Below are 20,430 nucleotides of genomic sequence, written 5' to 3' on the forward strand. Positions count from 1 at the left end.
TTTTATCGATTAGATTAATCACTTTTTGTTATCAATTTATCAACACATGCAGATACAAACAGAAATAATTATTAACAAAACATTCTATTTCAGAAACTTAATTTACAATTTGTTATAAGTAACCATTGTAAATAACTCTACTTTCTCGAATAAATGATTGTGGTTTTTCCGAATATTGGTTATAAAACTGAGCATAATAAAAATACAATGTTAAATATTATTAATATAAACGAGAATTATTTATGACACTAAACAACATCGTTCCAAAAAAACCGTTTAAATTTGGTTTAGGATGGCAGATTCTAGTTGCGCTTATTTTAGGTGTTATCGTTGGCGCTTTATTGCATGAAAGCGTGGAATACAAAGATTGGTTAATACTGAATGTTCTCTCTCCCGCCGGTAAGATTTTTATTCAATTAATCAAAATGATTGTTGTACCTATCGTCATTTCGACCTTGATTGTGGGGATCGCTGGAGTCGGGAATACAAAACAATTAGGCACATTGGGTTTCAAAACGATTCTTTACTTTGAAATCATTACTACTATTGCCATCATTGTGGGTATTTCGTTTGCTAATATCTTCCAACCAGGTGTGGGCATTGATATGTCTCAGCTCACTCAAGTGGATATTTCTCAGTACCAAAAAACGACACAGGAGGTTGCTAGCCATCCTTCAGGGATCGTGAATACTTTATTATCTTTGGTACCGAGCAATATTTTTGCTGCTATGGCGAGTGGCGATATGCTTCCTGTAATCTTCTTCGCGGTTTTATTTGGTTTAGGTTTATCCTCTTTACCAGTAGCAAAAAAACAGCCGCTATTAGATGTTCTGCAAACTTTTTCTGAAACCATGTTCCGCGTGACTAACATGATTATGATGTATGCACCAATCGGGGTGTTTGCATTAATTTCCGTCACCGTTGCAAACTTTGGATTTACTTCACTGGTTCCTCTGCTGAAATTAGTTATTTTGGTTCACTGTGCGATTATTTTCTTCGCCGTTGTGGTACTTGGAATTGTGGCTCGTTATTGCAAAATTAATATTTTTACTCTGATGAGAATATTAAAGGATGAGCTGCTACTTGCTTATTCAACAGCCAGCTCTGAAACTGTACTTCCACGTATTATGGATAAAATGGAGAAGTATGGAGCGCCAAAATCTGTCACCAGTTTCGTTATCCCAATTGGTTATTCATTTAACTTAGATGGCTCCACCTTATATCAAAGTATTGCCGCCATTTTTATTGCTCAGTTATATGGTATCGAGCTGTCATTAGGGCAAGAGCTTATTTTAGTCTTTACCTTAATGATCACGTCAAAAGGGATTGCGGGAGTTCCGGGAGTTTCATTTGTCGTCTTGCTGGCAACGTTAGGTTCTGTGGGGATCCCATTAGAAGGCTTGGCATTCATTGCTGGTGTTGACCGTATTCTCGATATGGCAAGGACTGCACTTAATGTGGTTGGTAACGCGTTAGCTGCCTTGATTATCGCCAAATGGGAACACAATTATGATGAGAAAAAAGCTCGAGAGTATGAGGAAAGTTTTTAATTAAGGACTGAATATCTAGGCTCTTCTTATTTCTAACTAAAGCCATCTTTAAAATATTAAAGATGGCTTTGAATATTCCTAGTTGTTTTTACGTAATTTGAAATTTAATTAGTTACTTATGTGATATTTTCTCGCAAGATTTTATTTCATTGCTACGCTAAATATACACTTTAATTTAGGTCATTCTTTATTTGGATCAGCAGCAATGAATCAGGTCAGACGCTTTCTTTTATTCTTAAAAGTTTTACAGCACCTAATGATTATCTTTGTGTTTACGCTGTCATATTTTCTGTTTCAGAATTGGCTATAATTCGATAAAATTGAGCCCAAACCAAATCCCCCCTTTTCTAGTAAAATAATAACCCGACTATTTAGGGGGAACTTATGAGAAGTTATTTGGATGAGTTTTACATACGATACTTAAATGTTCTCTTCCGTGTTAAAACGCCGCATCCATCAAGATAAATTTAGGCTCTGCTCTTTGATAATGATTGATCATCGGTACTAACCGTTGGAAGTGTTCAGACGCACAATGTGAATCTAATGCAGCACGATTCGGCCACTCTTCAATAAAAACAAAATGCCCAGGATCCTTTTCATCAATATAAAGGTCATAAGCGATACATAGCGGTTCTTTCTTCGTGGCTTCAACAAGTGCCTTATAGAGCGGCAACACGATCTCTACCGCTTCCGGCTTGATAAAATCTTCAGCAATGACTTTTAGCATGGTAATCCTCTTTGTTTAGCTTGTTAAAATTCAAATCAATCCCTTTCAACTAAGCGAGCTTCAAAAGCTCTTATTGATTCAGCTTAACATCCACATTTCTAATTATCTGCGCTAATTTGGCCTTATCATCATCAGAAAGATAATCATGGTATTTTTCAACAAAGCGCTGGATTCGCTCTGCCCCAGCAATAATTTTCTGAGCAGCCTTGTTGATGTCATCTTGATGGGCATTCATGTTGGAACCTCATTAATCTACGCCATGACAAAGAAGGTATCATGCGTTTAATAAATGATCATCAAACTAACCTTTGCATGACAAATGTTAATTACTGAAAACTTACTCAGCATATAGGGTTGAGAAAGTACAAGGAAGAAATTAGGAAATGGATAAATGGCTGACAAAGAAAAAACCCGCTATATCTTTCGATATAGCGGGTTCTTATTTGGTGCCGGCTACCGGAGTCGAACTGGTGACCTACTGATTACAAGTCAGTTGCTCTACCAACTGAGCTAAGCCGGCTAATTTGGCGGAGAGATAGAGATTCGAACTCTAGGATGGTTTCCCATCGGCGGTTTTCAAGACCGCTGCCTTCAGCCGCTCGGCCATCTCTCCATGGGGCGCGATTATGGAGGAATCACGGGGGCTTGTCTACCCCTGATAGTAAAATAATTGCATTTTTTTGTTCGTTTGACTAATCTTCACTCAATTGTTCTCTATTGCCCTAAAAAAATGCTAATATCTGTGCAAAATCAGTGTCTATAGCGTACCTAGGCGTATGATTTTTAATCTGATTAATCTAATTTGCCAGTGTGACGGCGTGGGACTGTATGTACAAACAATCATTATTAAAACCGAATGTTCTTTCTCGCATTTTTATTGCCTTTATTGTGCTGCTCGTCACAATGCTTTCGTTGTCCCTCTATAATTACTATCACGCATGGATGTTGGCGCACCAAACAGCTATCAACACCCTCGCTAATCGACTCGCTTATCAAATTGAAGATTATCGCTATCAAGCGGGTCACATCTATAAGCTTGCGAATGATAAAACCACACCTGACTCTGTTAACGACATTTCTGTGACAGAAATGCGCCACGATGTTTATTGGCTAAGTAGTAATAACCAGACCATTGATTCCATCGTTTTTGGTCTCAATAAACCAAGCAGTAAAGTCTTAGCGACAAAGCTCGCGAACTATATGGAGATTGTATGGGGAGCGAGGAATGAATTTAACTCCATGTACTACCTGAATGGTCAAGACAACTCCTTAGTGCTGGTAACCACCCATTCCATTCTAAAACCTGAGATACGATACAAAGAAAGCTATCTGACGCTAACCGCGGAAGACAAACGCTCTGATATGATCACTCAATCGACATTATTAGATCGCCGTGAAGTCATCTCCAATATGCAGAAAAATGCGCAGGATAATGTCTACTTCTATACCTATCGTTTAGTCTTTAACTCGCCAGGGCGCTTAAGTAGTGTGATCTCCTTTGATATTTCTATCAATTCAATCCTTCCTTTTACGCTACAGGGCGATGATATTTCGCTCTCACAGCGCCCAAACAATCAAGAAAATAACCAAGCGGCCAGCGAACTCGTTGGCACCAGCTTGATGCTATCTCAACCCATTGAAGGTACGAATTACCAGATTAACTATACCCTTTCACTGAAAAGTATTATTTTCGGGGTACTAAGTTACAATTTTTGGCTAATTACCTGCATGATTGCGGTCAGTGTTTTGGCGTTGATCACCACAATGTTTATCCGCAAGCGTATTATTTCACCCAATGCTTCAATGCTGGATGAGCTTCAGTTTAAAGATGCCCTTAATAATGACATTCTTAACCATATTTCTTATGGCATCCTAGTCTTTGATTTTAATAGCAATAAAAAGCTATTGAGCAATAGTATCGCGAACCACTTATTACCGTCTATGGATCTGATACATATCAAAGAGATGGCAACCGATCATAATGATATCATTCAAGTTTCAATAGAAAACAATATCTATGAAATCATTTTGGTGAAAAGCTTAATTAAAGAAAACACCATTTTGTTTATCATCATAGATAAAGATAAAGAAGTTCTGACGCAAAAACGCCAAGAAATGGCTACGCGTGAGCACCAAAGAAATATCCAACTTAGAAAAGTGGTTTTCGAGAATATTTGTCAGGAAGTTTTGCCGGCCATTAACCAAATTGATGCCAAATTTAATCAATTGAGCATTTCACTCGACGAACCTAAAAATCCATTATTCTCTGAAATTCAAAACCAACTGTTTTATATCAATAATTGGTTTAGAAATATCGAGCTTATTAGCCAATTAGAAACTCAACAGATTGAGTTTAAAACAGAAAAATTTGCTATTGGTCAGATAATTAATCAATTTCTTAAACAAAATTTAGCCCATTTAAATCGTAAAGGACTTTCGTTCTATTTTTATAACAACATAAATCCGGACTCATTAATTGAAAATAACCCGGATTATTTCCAAACTTTATTCCAATTAATTTGGGAATATTCAATAGAAACTACAGCCTTTGGTAAAATTGTTGTTTCAATTGACTACATCACAGAAAAAAATGAAATTTCGATTGATATAAAAGACAGCGGAATTGGATTAACTCAGATTGAATTGAACAACTTGCAAAGCCCATTCACAGGGAAAGCGCAAAGTTCAAATCAATTCAAGCGTTCTGGCATGACCTTTTATCTCTGCAAATTATTAACGAAAAAAATGCAGGGAACATTTAGTATCAAGTCAAGTGATGCTATCGGAAGCCACTATCAAATTAGGCTTCCAGCGCAACCTCAGATGCAAAGCCATGAATACCCTGCTCTGCTTGAAGATATTTATATGCGCTTGAATATTCAAAATATTGATGCACGTCGGATTGTTAAACAGACCTTATCGCATTATGGTGCTGAGTTTCTTGATATTGATGAAAGTTCGCCACACAGTAATTGGGATCTCTTGATCGCCGACAATGATGATGTTTCCTTTAATAACATAATTAAAGTTAAGGGAAATCTATCTTCAATAAATTGTATTAACCCAAATTACATTGAAGTTAACTACAATTTCGCGGATGAACTTATCGATGCTATCTCATTATTGATAGAACAAGCAGATGAGACAGAAGATAATAATGAATCCGACCTACCTTCATCACTCATTCTACGAGAGAATAACTCTCATTCGAATAATTCTGTCGATAATATTCTTTCAGGCTATCATTTAATTCTGTCGAAGAGCGATTATAAAGATTTGTTTATCTCAACAGTACCGATAGATATTAATAAACTGTATAATAGTGAAAGTGTTGCGAATTTAACCGAATTAAAAGACACTGCACATCGTTTAAAAGGAGTTTTTGCTATGCTTGAATTCCATTATCTTCATAAACTTTGTGAAGATTTGGAACATTACATAGCAGATGAAAACGGATTTGAAATAAAAAATTGCATTAGAGAACTGGATGTCTCAGTGAAAAGACTAATGCCAGAAGGTAACCAATAATATGAATAACCTAAATGTCATTGTTGCCGATGATCATCCTATTGTTCTTTTCGGTATCAGAAAGTCGCTTGAACAGATTGAATGGGTAAACATCGTCGGTGAATTTGAAGATTCTACTTCTTTAATTAATAACTTAGCGCGCCTGAATGCAGACGTTCTGGTTACTGATTTGTCTATGCCTGGCGATAAATACGGCGATGGTATTACATTAATTAAATACATTAAGCGTCACTACCCTGACTTATCGATTATTGTCCTCACTATGAACAATAATCCGGCGATCTTAAGCGCTATTCTTGAGCTTGATATTGAAGGTATCGTACTAAAACAAGGTGCGCCTGCTGACTTACCAAAAGCACTAGCCGCCTTACAAAAAGGGAAGAAATTTACCCCTGAAAGCGTCAGTAAATTGCTTGAAAAAGTGAATGCGAGTGGCTATGGCGATAAACGTTTATCACCAAAAGAAAGTGAAGTTCTACGCTTATTTGCTGAAGGCTTCTTAGTCACTGAAATTGCTAAAAAACTGAATCGCAGCATCAAAACCATTAGTAGCCAGAAGAAATCGGCGATGTTAAAACTGGGTGTTGAAAATGATATCGCACTGCTGAATTACCTTTCATCAGTCAGTATCGACAACACTCCTTCTGAATAACCGTTTTTTTGCGCTAAAATAGAAGCCCGTTATAGGGCTTTTATTTTTTCTATTCAATAGATTAGCTATTTAACCAGTGAGTCATTCACTGGGTTTAACATACTTCACCAGCGATTCACGTAGCACGCTAATCGATGTAGGCTTCGAGAGACAATCATCCATGCCAGCATCGAGACAACGCTGCTTCTCTTCCGCCATGGCATTTGCCGTTAACGCCACAATCGGCTGCTTAAAGCCTTGTTCTCGCAACGTGCGCGCCAATTGATAACCGTCCATATTAGGCATATTCACATCAGAGAGGACGATATCTGCATGATTATGCTCAAGGAATTTCAGCGCATCTAATCCATCGACAGCTGTACTGGTCATAAAGCCAATGCTTGCCAACTGTTCTGTCAATAGCATCCGGTTAATAGGATGGTCATCAACAATCAAGACTTTAAACATATTCAAATCTGCATCGGCACCTTCGAGATCGTGACTTTCTAAACTCTCTTTACTGCCTTGAGCCAGCTTAACAATGATTTTATCAATCAACATTGGCAACTTATCGAGCTGATAAGTGTTATAAAGCCAATTATTTGGTTGAGTTTCAAATAATTCACCTGAATATAAACTACTGAGTTTGAGTAAGTTTCTATTCTGTAAGACAACACTTTCTTGGCTATCCGTGATCAACAAGTCATACGTCTCATTGATATCAATGGATGAGCCCGTCACCACATTAAAATCATGGTGTTCGAGCAATCTTACAAGAAAATCAATTAAGAATGCATTTTGTCCCGTTACGGCTATACGGTAATTTTTTCGGTACTCAGGAATAGCGGGTTCTAAATATTGCTGGCCGTATAGTGGAATGCGGATCGTAAACGTACTTCCCAGCCCCGCTTGAGAATCCACTCCAATGTCACCATCCATCAAGTTGATGAGTTTCTCGCAAATAGCGAGCCCTAACCCTGTTCCTTTGTGCCCATTATTTTGATCGTAAACTTGGAAGAAGGGATCAAATAATTGCATAACCACTGCTGGGGTCATTCCAATCCCAGAATCTTTGATCTCAATTTTTAAATAATTTTCATCTTTCCAAATATGCAACATCACAAAGCCCGAGTCCGTGAACTTTATGCTGTTATTCACAATATTGGAGATAACCTGTTGTAGACGCACTGGGTCGCTAAGCATCAGGTCTGGAATGTTAGGCTCAATATAAGAGTAAAGCGACACTTGTTTTTTAGTCGCCAAAGGCACGTAATTAGCAAGGACATAAGCAAATACATTGCGGCAATTGAATAATTTATTTTCTATTTTCAATTGCTTGGATTCAATTTTGGAGAAATCCAAAATATCACTGATAATCTGCAATAGCAACGATGACGAGTTATCCATCGTAGAAACTAAGCGAAGCGCTTTATCTGATAAATCATACCGTTGCAATAACTCAATATTACCGATGATCCCATACAGCGGTGTTCTTAATTCATGGCTCACCGTGGCTAAGAACATCGATTTCGCTTGGTTCGCCTGCTCCGCTGCATCTGCAACGTCCTGCAATGATTTTTCCATCTGCACACGAATACTAATATCGATCAATACGCAGATAGCTACATCTTCATTTTGGTAACGTGAATTCACAAAACTAATCTGTAGATGAGTGCCATTCGTTGCAACAACATCAATATAGTTGCTGGATTTTTGGCGAATAATCATCAAGATACGTTGTTTATCATCTTCACTCAGCAAGCGAAAATAGTTATGTGCAAGCTCATTACTCAGAATATTGCCGCCATCACTTAGCCTTAGAATAATGATCCCAACAGGGGCTGATGCCACAATTTTATGGTTAAACTGTTCATGCTCTTCAAGACGAATCGCCGTATTGGCCGCTGGCTCTAGCATTCGTCTTTCTAGCAACCAAATTAAAAAGAAAATTAACGTACCAGATAAAATATTAATTAATATTGCATAAATTATTGATGTTTTTAAGTTATCGATTAAATACGATGTCTGGATTGAATAAATAACTGTTAGCTGCGAAGGCGCTAAGCGCTTCTTAAAAAACAGCTGAGTATAATCAGAGTTAAAACCGAAATAATTTATCTCTCCAGATGTCAGCAATGGTGAATTTTTAATATTCGTATCTGATGAAGTATAGAGAACAGGTTGATTTGATGAGTTAATTAATGTGATTTCAACGGCCGGATTATTGCGTAAATTAAACTGATTTAAGTTGATCGCACGCTCAATCCCAATAAAACCAACAATTAAGCTTTTCTCATAAATAGGGATCATCAAATAGAGTTGACCATTTGATGGTTGAGCGCTGTGAGTAATGGTATATAAATTACGCTCTTGCCCCTGCTGCCTTAGCTGCTTGTAGATCCGCGCATTGTCATAGACCACTTTCTTTAACGTATCAATATCAGAAACAGCAGCGCGAATTGAATAATCCATCATGCAATAACTGCCTGTTCCAAAGACAAATACGTGATTTAAGCCTTGGGGTACCGCAATGCTATCTTTCCAGAAAATATTAAGTTGTTCAAAAGCAGAAAGGTAGTTCTGAGTTCGCTGCTTAAATACATCACAATCTGCCGATGGCATGAGTGGGTATAGCGAGTACGACGTGGATGTGGGTAAAGTGATATCTTCTTGTTGAATACCCACTTTTTGTTGATGTTCTTCGTCTTTGAGCCGTTGCTGCTCTGTCATGGAATGGATCAGGCGAAGAGTAGCATTTGACTGCTGAATGTAAACTTGCAGGTTTTCATAACCAGAATGGAATTGCTGGCGCAGATCAGATTTATGCTCATTAAACTGGGTATAAAGGAAAAACAGAGTGATGAAAAGCCCCATTCCCCATAGCATAACGCCTAGGACACGAAAAAGATCTCTAGATAATCTGAGGGATGTTTTAAACGAGGGTAAATATCTCAATCCGTTACCTACAAGTACATTATCACTATTACTGAGTATACTCGATTAACTCAATGAAAAGCGACAACCAATAACTTCCATGTATATTGCTAGTGTAAAGATACAAAAACGGGCGGATAATCCGCCCGTTTCATTGATGAATGAGACTTACTCTTCGGTATCTGCATCCGTTTGTGCTTCGCCGTCGACATCAATACCCTCTTCATCGGTATTCTCATCGTCTTCAGTTTCAGCAACACGTTGTAAACCAACAACTTTTTCATCTTCAGCAGTACGAATCAACGTCACACCTTGAGTATTACGCCCAACGACGCTAACTTCAGAAACGCGGGTACGAACCAGAGTCCCTGCATCCGTAATCATCATAATTTGGTCGGTATCCTCAACTTGGATAGCGCCAACAACTTGACCATTACGCTCGCTCACCTTAATGGAGATAACCCCTTGAGTTGCACGAGATTTTGTTGGGTACTCGGCTTCTTCAGTACGTTTACCAAAGCCGTTTTCAGTCACAGTCAGAATATGGCCTTCACCACGAGGAATAATTAAAGAAACAACTTTATCGTCGTCCATTAATTTAATACCGCGAACACCTGTCGCTGTACGTCCCATCGCACGAACCGCATCTTCTGCAAAGCGCACCACTTTACCTTGCGCAGAGAACAGCATGACTTCATTGCTACCGTTGGTTAAATCAACACCAATCAGTTCATCGCCTTCGTTCAAGTTTACGGCAATAATACCGGCACTTCTTGGGCGACTGAAATCTTGCAGAGGGGTTTTCTTCACAGTACCGCTCGCGGTCGCCATAAAGACATAATAGCCCTCTTCGTATTCACGCACTGGTAAAATCGCGGTGATACGTTCATCTTGCTCAAGTGGCAGTAAGTTCACAATTGGACGTCCACGAGCACCACGGCTAGCTTCAGGCAATTGATAGACTTTCATCCAATATAAGCGACCACGACTTGAGAAACATAAGATAGTATCGTGGGTATTCGCCACCAGCAGACGCTCAATAAAGTCTTCTTCTTTAATACGCGCTGCAGATTTACCTTTACCACCACGGCGCTGTGCTTCGTAGTCAGACAATGGCTGATACTTCACATAACCTTGGTGAGATAGCGTTACCACCACGTCTTCTTGGTTGATCAAATCTTCGATATTGATATCTGCGGTATTTTCAGTGATCTCAGTACGACGTGGGTCGTTATAAGCATCACGAATCGCTTCTAACTCTTCACGAATAACTTCCATTAAACGCTCAGGGCTACGCAGGATAAACAGTAATTCTTCGATTTGTTTCAGAAGTTCACGATACTCTTCCAGCAGCTTTTCATGCTCAAGACCGGTTAATTTCTGTAAACGCAGATCCAAAATTGCTTGTGCTTGCTGTTCAGTCAGGAAATATTGGCCTTCATGAACACCATATTGCGGCTCTAACCACTCAGGACGCGCTGCATCATCACCCGCACGTTCCAGCATTGCAGCAACATTACCCAGAGCCCAAGAACGGGCAATCAGCCCAGCTTTTGCTTCTGCGGGTGTTGGTGCTTTACGGATCAATTCGATAATTGGATCGATATTCGCCAGTGCCACCGCCAACGCTTCAAGGATGTGCGCACGGTCACGGGCTTTACGCAGTTCGAAAATAGTACGACGTGTAACAACTTCACGACGATGGCGAACAAACGCGGCAATAATATCTTTCAGGTTCAAGATTTTTGGTTGACCCTGATGCAGTGCCACCATGTTGATACCGAAAGAAACTTGCAGTTGAGTCAGTGAATACAGGTTATTGAGCACCACTTCGCCAACGGCATCGCGCTTAATTTCAATAACAATGCGCATACCGTCTTTATCAGACTCATCACGCAGTGCACTAATACCTTCAACGCGTTTTTCTTTAACTAATTCCGCAATTTTTTCAATCAAGCGTGCTTTGTTCACTTGATACGGAATTTCGTTGACGATAATGGTTTCACGGCCATTTTTCTCATCAACTTCGACCTCGGCACGCGCACGAATGTACACTTTACCGCGACCGGTACGATACGCATCGATAATACCACGACGGCCATTGATAATAGCGGCGGTCGGGAAATCTGGGCCTGGGATGTGTTCCATCAAGCCTTCGATACTAATATCTTCGTCTTCTATATAAGCTAAGCAACCATTAATCACTTCCCCTAAGTTGTGCGGAGGAATGTTAGTGGCCATCCCGACAGCAATCCCTGAAGAACCATTGACCAAAAGGTTAGGTATCTTCGTTGGCATCACTTCTGGGATTTGCTCTGTACCATCATAGTTAGGAACAAAGTCTACGGTTTCTTTTTCTAAATCAGCCAGCATTTCATGGGCAATTTTCGCCATACGGATTTCCGTATAACGCATTGCAGCGGCGGAGTCTCCGTCAACTGAACCAAAGTTCCCCTGACCATCTACCAGCATGTAGCGCATAGAGAAAGGCTGCGCGAGACGGACGATGGTCTCATAAACGGCGCTGTCTCCATGTGGATGGTATTTACCGATGACGTCCCCGACGATACGGGCAGACTTTTTATAGGGTTTATTCCAATCATTTCCCAGTACATTCATCGCGAATAACACTCGGCGGTGTACTGGCTTCAGTCCATCTCGAACATCTGGAAGTGCACGACCGACGATAACGGACATTGCATAATCCAAATAGGAACTTTTCAGTTCTTCTTCGATATTGACTGGGGTGATTTCTCTGGCAATCTCGCTCATGGAACCACTGTCCCTCATAACTTCAGATTCAAAGAGTAAACTATACCACAACTCCCTTATTTAATTAAGAGATAAGAGAAGTGAGTATTTGTCTTTCAAGCTATGTATAATAGCGGAAAAATGCGCTTATGTGTCCGAATCTTGTAGATTTTCAAGCAATAGTCTCTCAAGGATTTTCATATTTGGTCCATAATCCCAATAAATTAACTCACGGGCGACTATCGTCCCATTACGAATTCCAACCTATTTTTGCATTTTGCAAAATAAATATAGTCCAATAGGTAAAAATAAGTAATGCGAGGATAGAAATAGATATAGGAGTTCCTCAGATGAATGACACCCAAGACCAAACGTACCTAAACGTCGACAAACAAGAAATTGAAAAGTTTGAATCGATAGCGTCACGTTGGTGGGATCTTGAAGGCGAGTTTGCCCCATTACACCGTATTAATCCGCTGCGTTTAGGCTACATCATGCAACGTGTAGACGGTATTTTTGGTAAAAAAATCCTCGATGTTGGCTGCGGTGGCGGTATTTTATCTGAAAGCATGGCGCGCGAAGGTGCGGATGTCACGGGTTTAGATATGGGCGCAGACCCGTTAATGGTCGCTCGTCTACACTCTCTGGAATCCGGTATTCCTGTAGAATACGTCCAAGAAACCGTCGAGCAACATGCGGATAAACACCCTCAGAGCTACGATATCGTGACCTGCATGGAAATGCTTGAACACGTCCCAGATCCAGAATCTGTGGTAAGAGCCTGCGCGAAGTTAGTTAAGCCTGGCGGACATGTTATTTTTTCCACCATTAATCGCAACAGAAAAGCATGGCTAATGGCTGTCGTGGCAGCGGAATATGTGATGAAAATGGTTCCGAAAGGCACCCACGATGCCAATAAGTTTATCCGTCCATCCGAATTAATTAGCTGGGTCGATAAAACGCAATTAAAAGAACAACATATGATGGGGCTACATTATAATCCAATCACCGATAAATTTTGGTTAGGGCCTAACGTTGATGTGAACTATATGCTGCATACGATCAGCGAATAAATAGCAAGCGGTACGTTTAAGAAAACAGCAAACGGTCTCAACTTTACAAAATAATTTTTAGTCGAATGTCGGTAAGTCAATTTTTAGCAACTCCACTTCTCATGCTGCTTACCGACATGATCAATTTTTCTTATCCAGTTGTTATCCACAAGAACCATCAAATTTGTACACTTGATAAAATCACACATTAACATTATCTTGTTATTAGATTCTTAACAAACTACTACATATAGTGGTCATCACAAATATAATATACAAGTCTCATGATTCTTCATCATGAGCTTTTTTACGTTTGGGAGCCTCTATTTTGTAACTCAACCAAGGTGTACTTGCTCATGAACCAGAGTCTGTTAGTCACAAAACGTGATGGACATAAAGAACGCATTGACCTCGACAAAATCCATAAAGTTATTACATGGGCGGCGGAAGGTCTTAGTAACGTATCAGTTTCACAGGTGGAGTTACGTTCTCAGATTCAGTTTTATGATGGGATCAGAACTTCTGATATTCACGAAACGATGATTAAAGCCGCTGCTGACTTAATCACCGGTGAAACACCAGATTACCAATACCTTGCTGCACGTTTAGCAATTTTTAACCTGCGCAAAAAAGCCTATGGCCAATTTGAGCCACCAAAATTATATGCCCACGTAAAACATCTGGTTGAGATGGGTAAATATGATAAGCATTTGCTGGAAGACTACTCTGAAGCAGATTTCGAGCAAATGGATGGTTTTATTGACCACTGGCGTGATATGAACTTCTCCTACGCAGCTGTTAAGCAGTTGGAAGGGAAATATTTAGTTCAAAACCGTGTCACTGGTGAAATCTACGAAAGCGCCCAGTTTTTATATATTCTGGTTGCAGCATGCTTGTTTTCTCACTACCCACAAGCAACCCGTTTAGATTACATCCGTCGTTTCTATGATGCGGTATCAACATTCAAAATTTCTTTACCTACGCCAATTATGGCGGGAGTACGTACACCAACACGCCAATTCAGCTCTTGTGTTCTGATTGAGTGCGGTGACAGCCTTGATTCTATCAACGCAACCTCAAGTGCTATCGTAAAATATGTGTCTCAGCGTGCCGGTATCGGTATCAACGCGGGTCGCATCCGTGCACTGGGTAGCCCAATCCGTGGTGGTGAAGCCTTCCACACCGGCTGTATCCCATTCTATAAGCATTTCCAAACTGCGGTGAAATCTTGCTCTCAAGGTGGCGTACGTGGTGGTGCAGCGACCCTGTTCTACCCTATCTGGCACTTAGAAGTAGAGAGTTTATTAGTCCTGAAAAACAACCGTGGTGTTGAAGGGAACCGTGTTCGCCATATGGACTACGGTGTGCAGCTCAATAAATTAATGTACGAGCGCCTGATCAAAAACCAAGATATCACCCTGTTCAGCCCATCGGATGTTCCGGGCTTATATGACGCGTTCTTCGCCGATCAAGACGAATTCGAACGCTTATACGTACAATATGAGCAAGATGAGAAAATCCGTAAATCCAGTGTGAAAGCGGTAGAATTATTCTCATTAATGATGCAAGAACGTGCTTCCACAGGCCGTATCTATATTCAAAACGTTGACCACTGCAACACCCACAGCCCGTTTGATCCGCAGGTTGCCCCTGTTCGTCAATCTAACCTGTGTCTGGAAATTGCACTGCCAACTAAACCATTAAATAACGTCAATGACGAAAATGGTGAAATTGCCCTGTGTACGCTGTCTGCGTTTAACTTAGGTGCCATTGAAAGCCTCGATGAGTTAGAAGAGCTTGCTATCTTAGCGGTTCGTGCATTAGACGCACTGTTAGACTACCAAGATTACCCAATCCCTGCTGCGAAGAAAGGCTCCATGGGTCGTCGTACTCTGGGTATTGGTGTGATTAACTACGCTTACTACTTAGCGAAACACGGTGTTCGTTACTCCGATGGTAGCGCCAACAACCTGACGCACAAAACGTTCGAAGCGATTCAATATTACTTATTGAAAGCCTCAAATGAATTAGCGAAAGAGCAAGGCGCTTGCCCGTGGTTCAATGAAACCACCTATGCACAAGGCGTGTTACCTATCGACACTTACAAGCGTGAGCTCGATAAATTAACTGACGAACCACTGCATTATGATTGGGAAGCTCTGCGCCAAGAGATCAAACAGTATGGTCTGCGCAACTCAACGCTGTCTGCATTAATGCCATCAGAGACCTCGTCTCAGATTTCGAACGCGACTAATGGTATCGAACCACCACGCGGCTATATCAGCATTAAAGCATCAAAAGACGGTATCCTGCGCCAAGTGGTACCAGATTACGAAAACCTGAAAGGTGCTTACGAGCTATTATGGCAAATGCCTTCCAATAGCGGCTATTTGCAGTTAGTTGGGATCATGCAGAAGTTTATCGACCAGTCGATTTCTTCGAACACAAACTATGACCCAACCCGTTTCCCGAATGGCAAAGTGCCAATGAATCAACTGTTAAAAGATTTATTGTTAGCCTATAAGTTTGGTGTGAAAACACTTTACTACCACAACACCCGTGATGGTGCTGAAGATGTTCAGGGGGATCTGGAAGAGGTTGTTGAAACCGCAGATTCTGATTGTGAAGGCGGAGCTTGTAAAATTTAATAGGGATGGTTATGTCACATTCATACACGATTTTTTCTCAAAAAAAGAATAACCAGCTGCTGGAGCCGATGTTTTTCGGCCAGCCTGTGAACGTTGCCCGTTTTGATCAGCAAAAATACCCTATTTTTGAAAAACTGATTGAAAAGCAACTCTCATTCTTCTGGCGCCCAGAAGAAGTTGACGTGGCGCGCGACCGTATTGATTACAATGCGCTGCCTGATCATGAGAAACACATTTTTATCAGTAACCTGAAATACCAAACGCTGCTCGACTCTATTCAGGGTCGCAGCCCTAACGTGGCATTTTTGCCACTGATTTCAATCCCAGAATTAGAGACTTGGGTTGAAACTTGGTCATTCTCGGAAACTATTCACTCACGTTCATACACGCATATTATTCGTAATATTGTGAATGATCCGGCGATTATCTTTGACGATATCGTTGAGAATGAAGAAATTCTGAAGCGTGCAAAAGATATTTCTGAGTACTACGACACGCTGATCGAAATGACCAACTATTATCATATGTTTGGTGAAGGGACGCATACACTGGGAGGTAAACAAGTCACCGTTTCACTGCGTGCACTGAAAAAGCAACTTTATTTATGCTTAATGAGTGTTAACGCCCTTGAAGCAATTCGTTTCTATGTCAGCTTCGCGTGTTCTTTCGCCTTTGCAGAGCGCGAATTGATGGAAGGTAATGCAAAAATCATCAAGCTAATTGCTCGCGATGAAGCGCTGCACTTAACAGGGACTCAGCATATGCTGAACCTGTTACGCTCTGGTCAAGACGATCCTGAGATGGCAGAGATTGCCGCTGAGTGTGAAGATGAATGCTATCGCCTGTTTGTAGATGCGGCAGAACAAGAAAAAGAGTGGGCTGAATATCTGTTCAGCGAAGGCTCTATGATTGGTCTGAACAAAGATATTCTGTGCCAGTATGTGGAATATATCACCAACATTCGTATGCAAGCGGTTGGTCTGAAATTACCATTTGAAGCGCGTTCTAACCCTATTCCATGGATCAACGCATGGTTAGTGTCTGACAACGTTCAAGTGGCGCCACAAGAAGTGGAAGTCAGCTCTTATTTAGTCGGTCAGATTGACGCTGAAGTTAACACCGATGATTTGAGTGATTTCGAACTGTAATTATGGCAAGTCATAAAATCACCCTGCGTCTTACGCAGGGTGTGCAAATCCCCTACCACACCGACGTTCACACCAGTTTATTGGACGCCCTTGAAGATAGCCGAGTGCCTGTCGAATACCAATGCCGAGAAGGCTACTGTGGCTCTTGCCGCGTAACATTATTAAAGGGAAAGGTTGGATATAAACAGAAGCCTTTGGCCTTTGTTCAAGAGGGTGAAATTCTGCCCTGCTGTTGTCACCCGCTATCCGATATTGAAATCGAGTAGCGACGTTAGTAACACTGTATATCTAACCATAATATAATACCCAAAATAATTCGAGTTGCAGGTAGGCAGCAAACGAAAATAGTCGGGGAGCATACACAAGTATGTGACCCGACTAGCTGAGTGCAGCTAACACCCCTGCAATTTGAAGTATGAAGGGTATTTTTATAGATAACCGTACATCGCAGCAAATACCCAACCAAACACACAGGATACACCCACCCCGATTAAGCCCGGCAGAATAAAGCTATGGTTGATAACAAACTTACCAATGCGCGTGGTTCCAGAACGGTCAAACTGAATTGCCGCAAGGTCGCTTGGATACGTTGGCAGGATATAGTAACCATAACAGGCTGGTGCAGAAGCAATGATATACGCAGGGTCAACACCAATACCCAGAGCGATTGGAACTACTGCCGCTAATGCCGCCGCCTGTGAGTTCACAAATTTAGATACTAACAGTAAAACAACCGCATACGCCCAAGGGAAATCTTTGACTAATGAACCTAAAGTGCCTTTGATTTCATCCATATGAGCACCGAACATGGTTTCAGCCATCCACGCGATACCATATACCGCCACGATAGCAATCATCCCTGAACGGAATACTTCGTTTTTAGAAATCTGTCCTGGATTGGTTTTACAAATGATAATGATCAGCGCACCCGCTAATAACATGAACATCTGGATCACTAATACCATCGATAACGGCTTACCGTTAATTAATGGTCTGAGCTCAGAAAATGCGCCCAGCAATGCCACCACAACGATAGATGCTAAGAAAATCCACATTGCTACCCAGTTAATTTTAGGCAGCTTTTTATCCAGTAGCGTAACCGTCTCACCATAAACATAGTCATGGTTTTCAGGCACAGAGATAAACTCTTGGAATACTGGGTCTTTATCCAGATCTTTACCGCGGAACCAGCTAAAGATACCAATCGCTAAGATACCAATTAAGGTAGATGGAATGGTGATTGCCAATAAATCTAAAAATTCCAGTGATTTACCGTTGATAGATACGCCATTTAACATCGCGACTAAAGAGACAACGGCCACAGACACAGGGCTGGCAATAATCCCCATTTGCGCCCCGATACTACTCGCCGCCATTGGTCTTTCAGGACGAATATTATTCTTGATCGCTGCATCGTAAATGATTGGCAAAATGGTATACACCACATGCCCGGTACCACACAAAATGGTTAAAATACAGGTAACGAAAGGTGCAACAATAGAAATGTATTTTGGATTTTTACGCAGTAAACGTTCTGCGATTTGTAGCATAACGTCCAAACCGCCTGATGCTTGTAAGGTTGCTGATGCTGCAACAACAGCAATGATAACAAGCATAACGTCTACAGGCGGTTTTCCTGGAGGTAAACCAAAGCCAAAGACAAGTATAACTAGGCCAACACCACCTAGCAGCCCGAGCGCCATACCCCCTTTTCTTGCTCCGTAGAACAAGCAGACAAGAATAATGGCAAGTTGAATCATAAAGTCCATAGGTCCATCCTTTATTTATAGGTTTCCCTTATTATCCAGATGGTCTTAACGTATTAATTTGATTTATATTAATTTAAAAAACAATATTGTTTTATTTTCATTCCTAATATTTTGCCCTCATCACAAAATTCCCCTTTAGTTGCTGCCATAATGTTCAGTTAAATAATATAATGAGTAAAATCAATCCAATAAATCCCATTTTTTAACATTTAAACCCCACCGCGGTTACCCTTCCAATCATTCTTTAACATCATTTAACACAGCGTTATCAACACTTCCTTTAGGGCAAACATTAAGGAATCTTTTATCTTATTTGAACTGTTAATATATATTTACACTCACTGTAATTCAGGTTTGACAGAGTAATCGCAATCGCATAATCTGCTTAAATTATTAATAACCCGAATTCAATCAGAGGAATTTGTGAAGAATCGTACCCTTGGCAGTATTTTGATCGTGGCAGGAACAACAATTGGTGCAGGAATGCTAGCAATGCCGCTAGCGGCAGCGGGTGTTGGCTTCACTGGAATAGTATGTTTGTTAATAGGTTTATGGATGCTAATGAGTTATACCTCATTACTACTGGTCGAAGTTTATCAGCATAATCCTGCCAATATGGGTCTCGGTAGTGTTGCGAAAAAGTACCTCGGCCCCGTTGGTCAAATTGTCACGGGTTTGAGTATGTTATTGCTGATGTATGCTCTGACAACTGCCTATATTGGCGGAGCTGGAGTGCTTATCTCTGATAGCCTATCCTCTTGGTGGGGGATCACCGTTTCGACTCAAACAGCCATTATTATATTCACTATTGTTGGTGGTGCTGTGGTCTGTGTGGGAACACACTCTGTTGATTTTATTAACCGTATTCTTTTTACTGCTAAGACGATTTTCTTAGTGATCATGCTTGCCGTTATGATGCCTCATGCCGAGGCGGTTAACCTAAGCACGATGCCACTCGAAAAAGGCCTTATACTCGCCGCGGTTCCCGTGATTTTTACCTCTTTTGGGTTCCATGGAAGCGTACCGAGTTTAGTCAATTACATGAATGGTGATGTACGCAAGCTGCGTATCATTTTCATTACAGGGAGTGCAATTCCTCTGGTTGCCTACATTTTATGGCAAATTGCGACTCTCGGCGCTATCCCATCAAATACATTTATGGGGATCCTTGCTCAATCATCCGGTTTAAATGGGTTATTAACTGCTATCCGTGATGTAGTTGCCACTCCACGCGTGAATATGGCCGTGGCCCTGTTTATGGATTTAGCGTTGGCGACTTCGTTCTTAGGTGTGGCTTTAGGTTTGTTTGATTACCTTGCAGACTTATTTAAGCGCAGCAATGATTTTATTGGTCGTGCGCAAACCACGCTGCTGACCTTCGTACCACCGTTACTTGCCGCCCTATTCTTTAGTAGCTTTGTACAGGCATTAACTTACGCCGCTGTCGCATTATCAGTCCTAGCATTAATCATACCGGCACTGTTAACCATGCGCGTACGCAAGTTAGAAGCCAATGGCATTTACCGCGTCAAAGGCGGCACCCCAATCCTCACTTTAGTTCTGCTGTGCGGTATCGCGGTCATCGCCATCCAGTTCGCCATCGTGGCCGGCTTCCTACCAAACGTAGGTTAATTCCCACGCAATTCATAACTACAAAATTCCACACATAAAAAAACACCCCAAATTGGGGTG

Annotated in this window: 13 protein-coding genes and 2 tRNA genes; 8 read left to right on the forward strand and 7 right to left on the reverse strand. The window is 40.9% G+C overall.

What is annotated here, in order from left to right; translation table 11 throughout:
* The first annotated feature begins 242 nt into the window (after window positions 1-242).
* Complete coding sequence (gene gltP, locus QS795_RS10470) at window positions 243-1,550, forward strand: glutamate/aspartate:proton symporter GltP (protein WP_154602858.1); 1,308 nt, start codon at window positions 243-245, stop codon at window positions 1,548-1,550.
* A 439-nt stretch (window positions 1,551-1,989) separates the two neighbouring features.
* Here gltP and QS795_RS10475 read toward each other — a convergent pair whose 3' ends face one another.
* The 4 genes from QS795_RS10475 to QS795_RS10490 all read right to left on the reverse strand — a co-directional run bounded on the left by QS795_RS10475 (window position 1,990) and on the right by QS795_RS10490 (window position 2,890).
* Complete coding sequence (locus tag QS795_RS10475) at window positions 1,990-2,277, reverse strand: putative quinol monooxygenase (RefSeq protein ID WP_154599427.1); 288 nt, start codon at window positions 2,275-2,277, stop codon at window positions 1,990-1,992.
* Window positions 2,278-2,347: 70 nt separating this feature from the next.
* Window positions 2,348-2,512, reverse strand: a complete 165-nt coding sequence (locus tag QS795_RS10480; RefSeq protein ID WP_286268620.1) for a hypothetical protein — start codon at window positions 2,510-2,512, stop codon at window positions 2,348-2,350.
* 209 nt (window positions 2,513-2,721) lie between these two features.
* Window positions 2,722-2,797: transfer RNA gene (locus QS795_RS10485), tRNA-Thr, on the reverse strand.
* Window positions 2,798-2,802: 5 nt separating this feature from the next.
* Window positions 2,803-2,890, reverse strand: a tRNA-Ser gene (locus QS795_RS10490).
* Between the two features lie 215 nt (window positions 2,891-3,105).
* Here QS795_RS10490 and rcsD point away from each other — a divergent pair.
* The gene (gene rcsD, locus QS795_RS10495) at window positions 3,106-5,805 is read left to right on the forward strand and encodes a phosphotransferase RcsD (RefSeq protein ID WP_286268621.1); all 2,700 of its coding nucleotides are present in this window, start codon (window positions 3,106-3,108) and stop codon (window positions 5,803-5,805) included.
* A gap of 1 nt (window position 5,806) precedes the next feature.
* On the forward strand, window positions 5,807-6,457 hold the full coding sequence (gene rcsB, locus QS795_RS10500; protein WP_154628155.1) for a response regulator transcription factor RcsB: 651 nt from the start codon (window positions 5,807-5,809) through the stop codon (window positions 6,455-6,457).
* Window positions 6,458-6,538: 81 nt separating this feature from the next.
* Here rcsB and rcsC read toward each other — a convergent pair whose 3' ends face one another.
* Together rcsC and gyrA are read right to left on the reverse strand one after the other, a co-directional pair.
* Window positions 6,539-9,391, reverse strand: a complete 2,853-nt coding sequence (gene rcsC, locus QS795_RS10505) for a two-component system sensor histidine kinase RcsC (RefSeq protein ID WP_318626466.1) — start codon at window positions 9,389-9,391, stop codon at window positions 6,539-6,541.
* 147 nt (window positions 9,392-9,538) lie between these two features.
* Window positions 9,539-12,142: a DNA topoisomerase (ATP-hydrolyzing) subunit A gene (gene gyrA, locus QS795_RS10510; protein WP_036952806.1), complete on the reverse strand. Its 2,604-nt coding sequence runs from the start codon at window positions 12,140-12,142 to the stop codon at window positions 9,539-9,541.
* Window positions 12,143-12,471: 329 nt separating this feature from the next.
* Here gyrA and ubiG point away from each other — a divergent pair, with 329 nt between their 5' ends.
* The 4 genes from ubiG (at window position 12,472) to yfaE (ending at window position 17,235) form a co-directional block, all read left to right on the forward strand.
* Window positions 12,472-13,194 carry a bifunctional 2-polyprenyl-6-hydroxyphenol methylase/3-demethylubiquinol 3-O-methyltransferase UbiG gene (ubiG, locus tag QS795_RS10515; protein WP_036952802.1) on the forward strand — a complete coding sequence of 241 codons (723 nt, stop codon included), beginning with the start codon at window positions 12,472-12,474 and terminating at the stop codon, window positions 13,192-13,194.
* Window positions 13,195-13,529: 335 nt separating this feature from the next.
* Window positions 13,530-15,821, forward strand: a complete 2,292-nt coding sequence (gene nrdA / locus QS795_RS10520; protein ID WP_286268623.1) for a class 1a ribonucleoside-diphosphate reductase subunit alpha — start codon at window positions 13,530-13,532, stop codon at window positions 15,819-15,821.
* An 11-nt stretch (window positions 15,822-15,832) separates the two neighbouring features.
* Window positions 15,833-16,969 carry a class Ia ribonucleoside-diphosphate reductase subunit beta gene (gene nrdB / locus QS795_RS10525; protein ID WP_036952796.1) on the forward strand — a complete coding sequence of 379 codons (1,137 nt, stop codon included), beginning with the start codon at window positions 15,833-15,835 and terminating at the stop codon, window positions 16,967-16,969.
* Window positions 16,970-16,971: 2 nt separating this feature from the next.
* Complete coding sequence (gene yfaE, locus QS795_RS10530) at window positions 16,972-17,235, forward strand: class I ribonucleotide reductase maintenance protein YfaE (RefSeq protein WP_286268625.1); 264 nt, start codon at window positions 16,972-16,974, stop codon at window positions 17,233-17,235.
* A gap of 162 nt (window positions 17,236-17,397) precedes the next feature.
* Here the strand turns inward: yfaE and QS795_RS10535 are convergent, their stop codons facing one another.
* The gene (locus QS795_RS10535) at window positions 17,398-18,738 is read right to left on the reverse strand and encodes an anaerobic C4-dicarboxylate transporter (RefSeq protein WP_154602864.1); all 1,341 of its coding nucleotides are present in this window, start codon (window positions 18,736-18,738) and stop codon (window positions 17,398-17,400) included.
* A gap of 483 nt (window positions 18,739-19,221) precedes the next feature.
* On the opposite strand from QS795_RS10535, the gene tyrP reads away from it, so the two are divergent.
* On the forward strand, window positions 19,222-20,370 hold the full coding sequence (tyrP, locus tag QS795_RS10540) for a tyrosine transporter TyrP (protein ID WP_418055351.1): 1,149 nt from the start codon (window positions 19,222-19,224) through the stop codon (window positions 20,368-20,370).
* Window positions 20,371-20,430: the final 60 nt, after the last annotated feature.

The organism is Providencia zhijiangensis (assembly GCF_030315915.2).
Classification (GTDB): domain Bacteria; phylum Pseudomonadota; class Gammaproteobacteria; order Enterobacterales; family Enterobacteriaceae; genus Providencia; species Providencia zhijiangensis.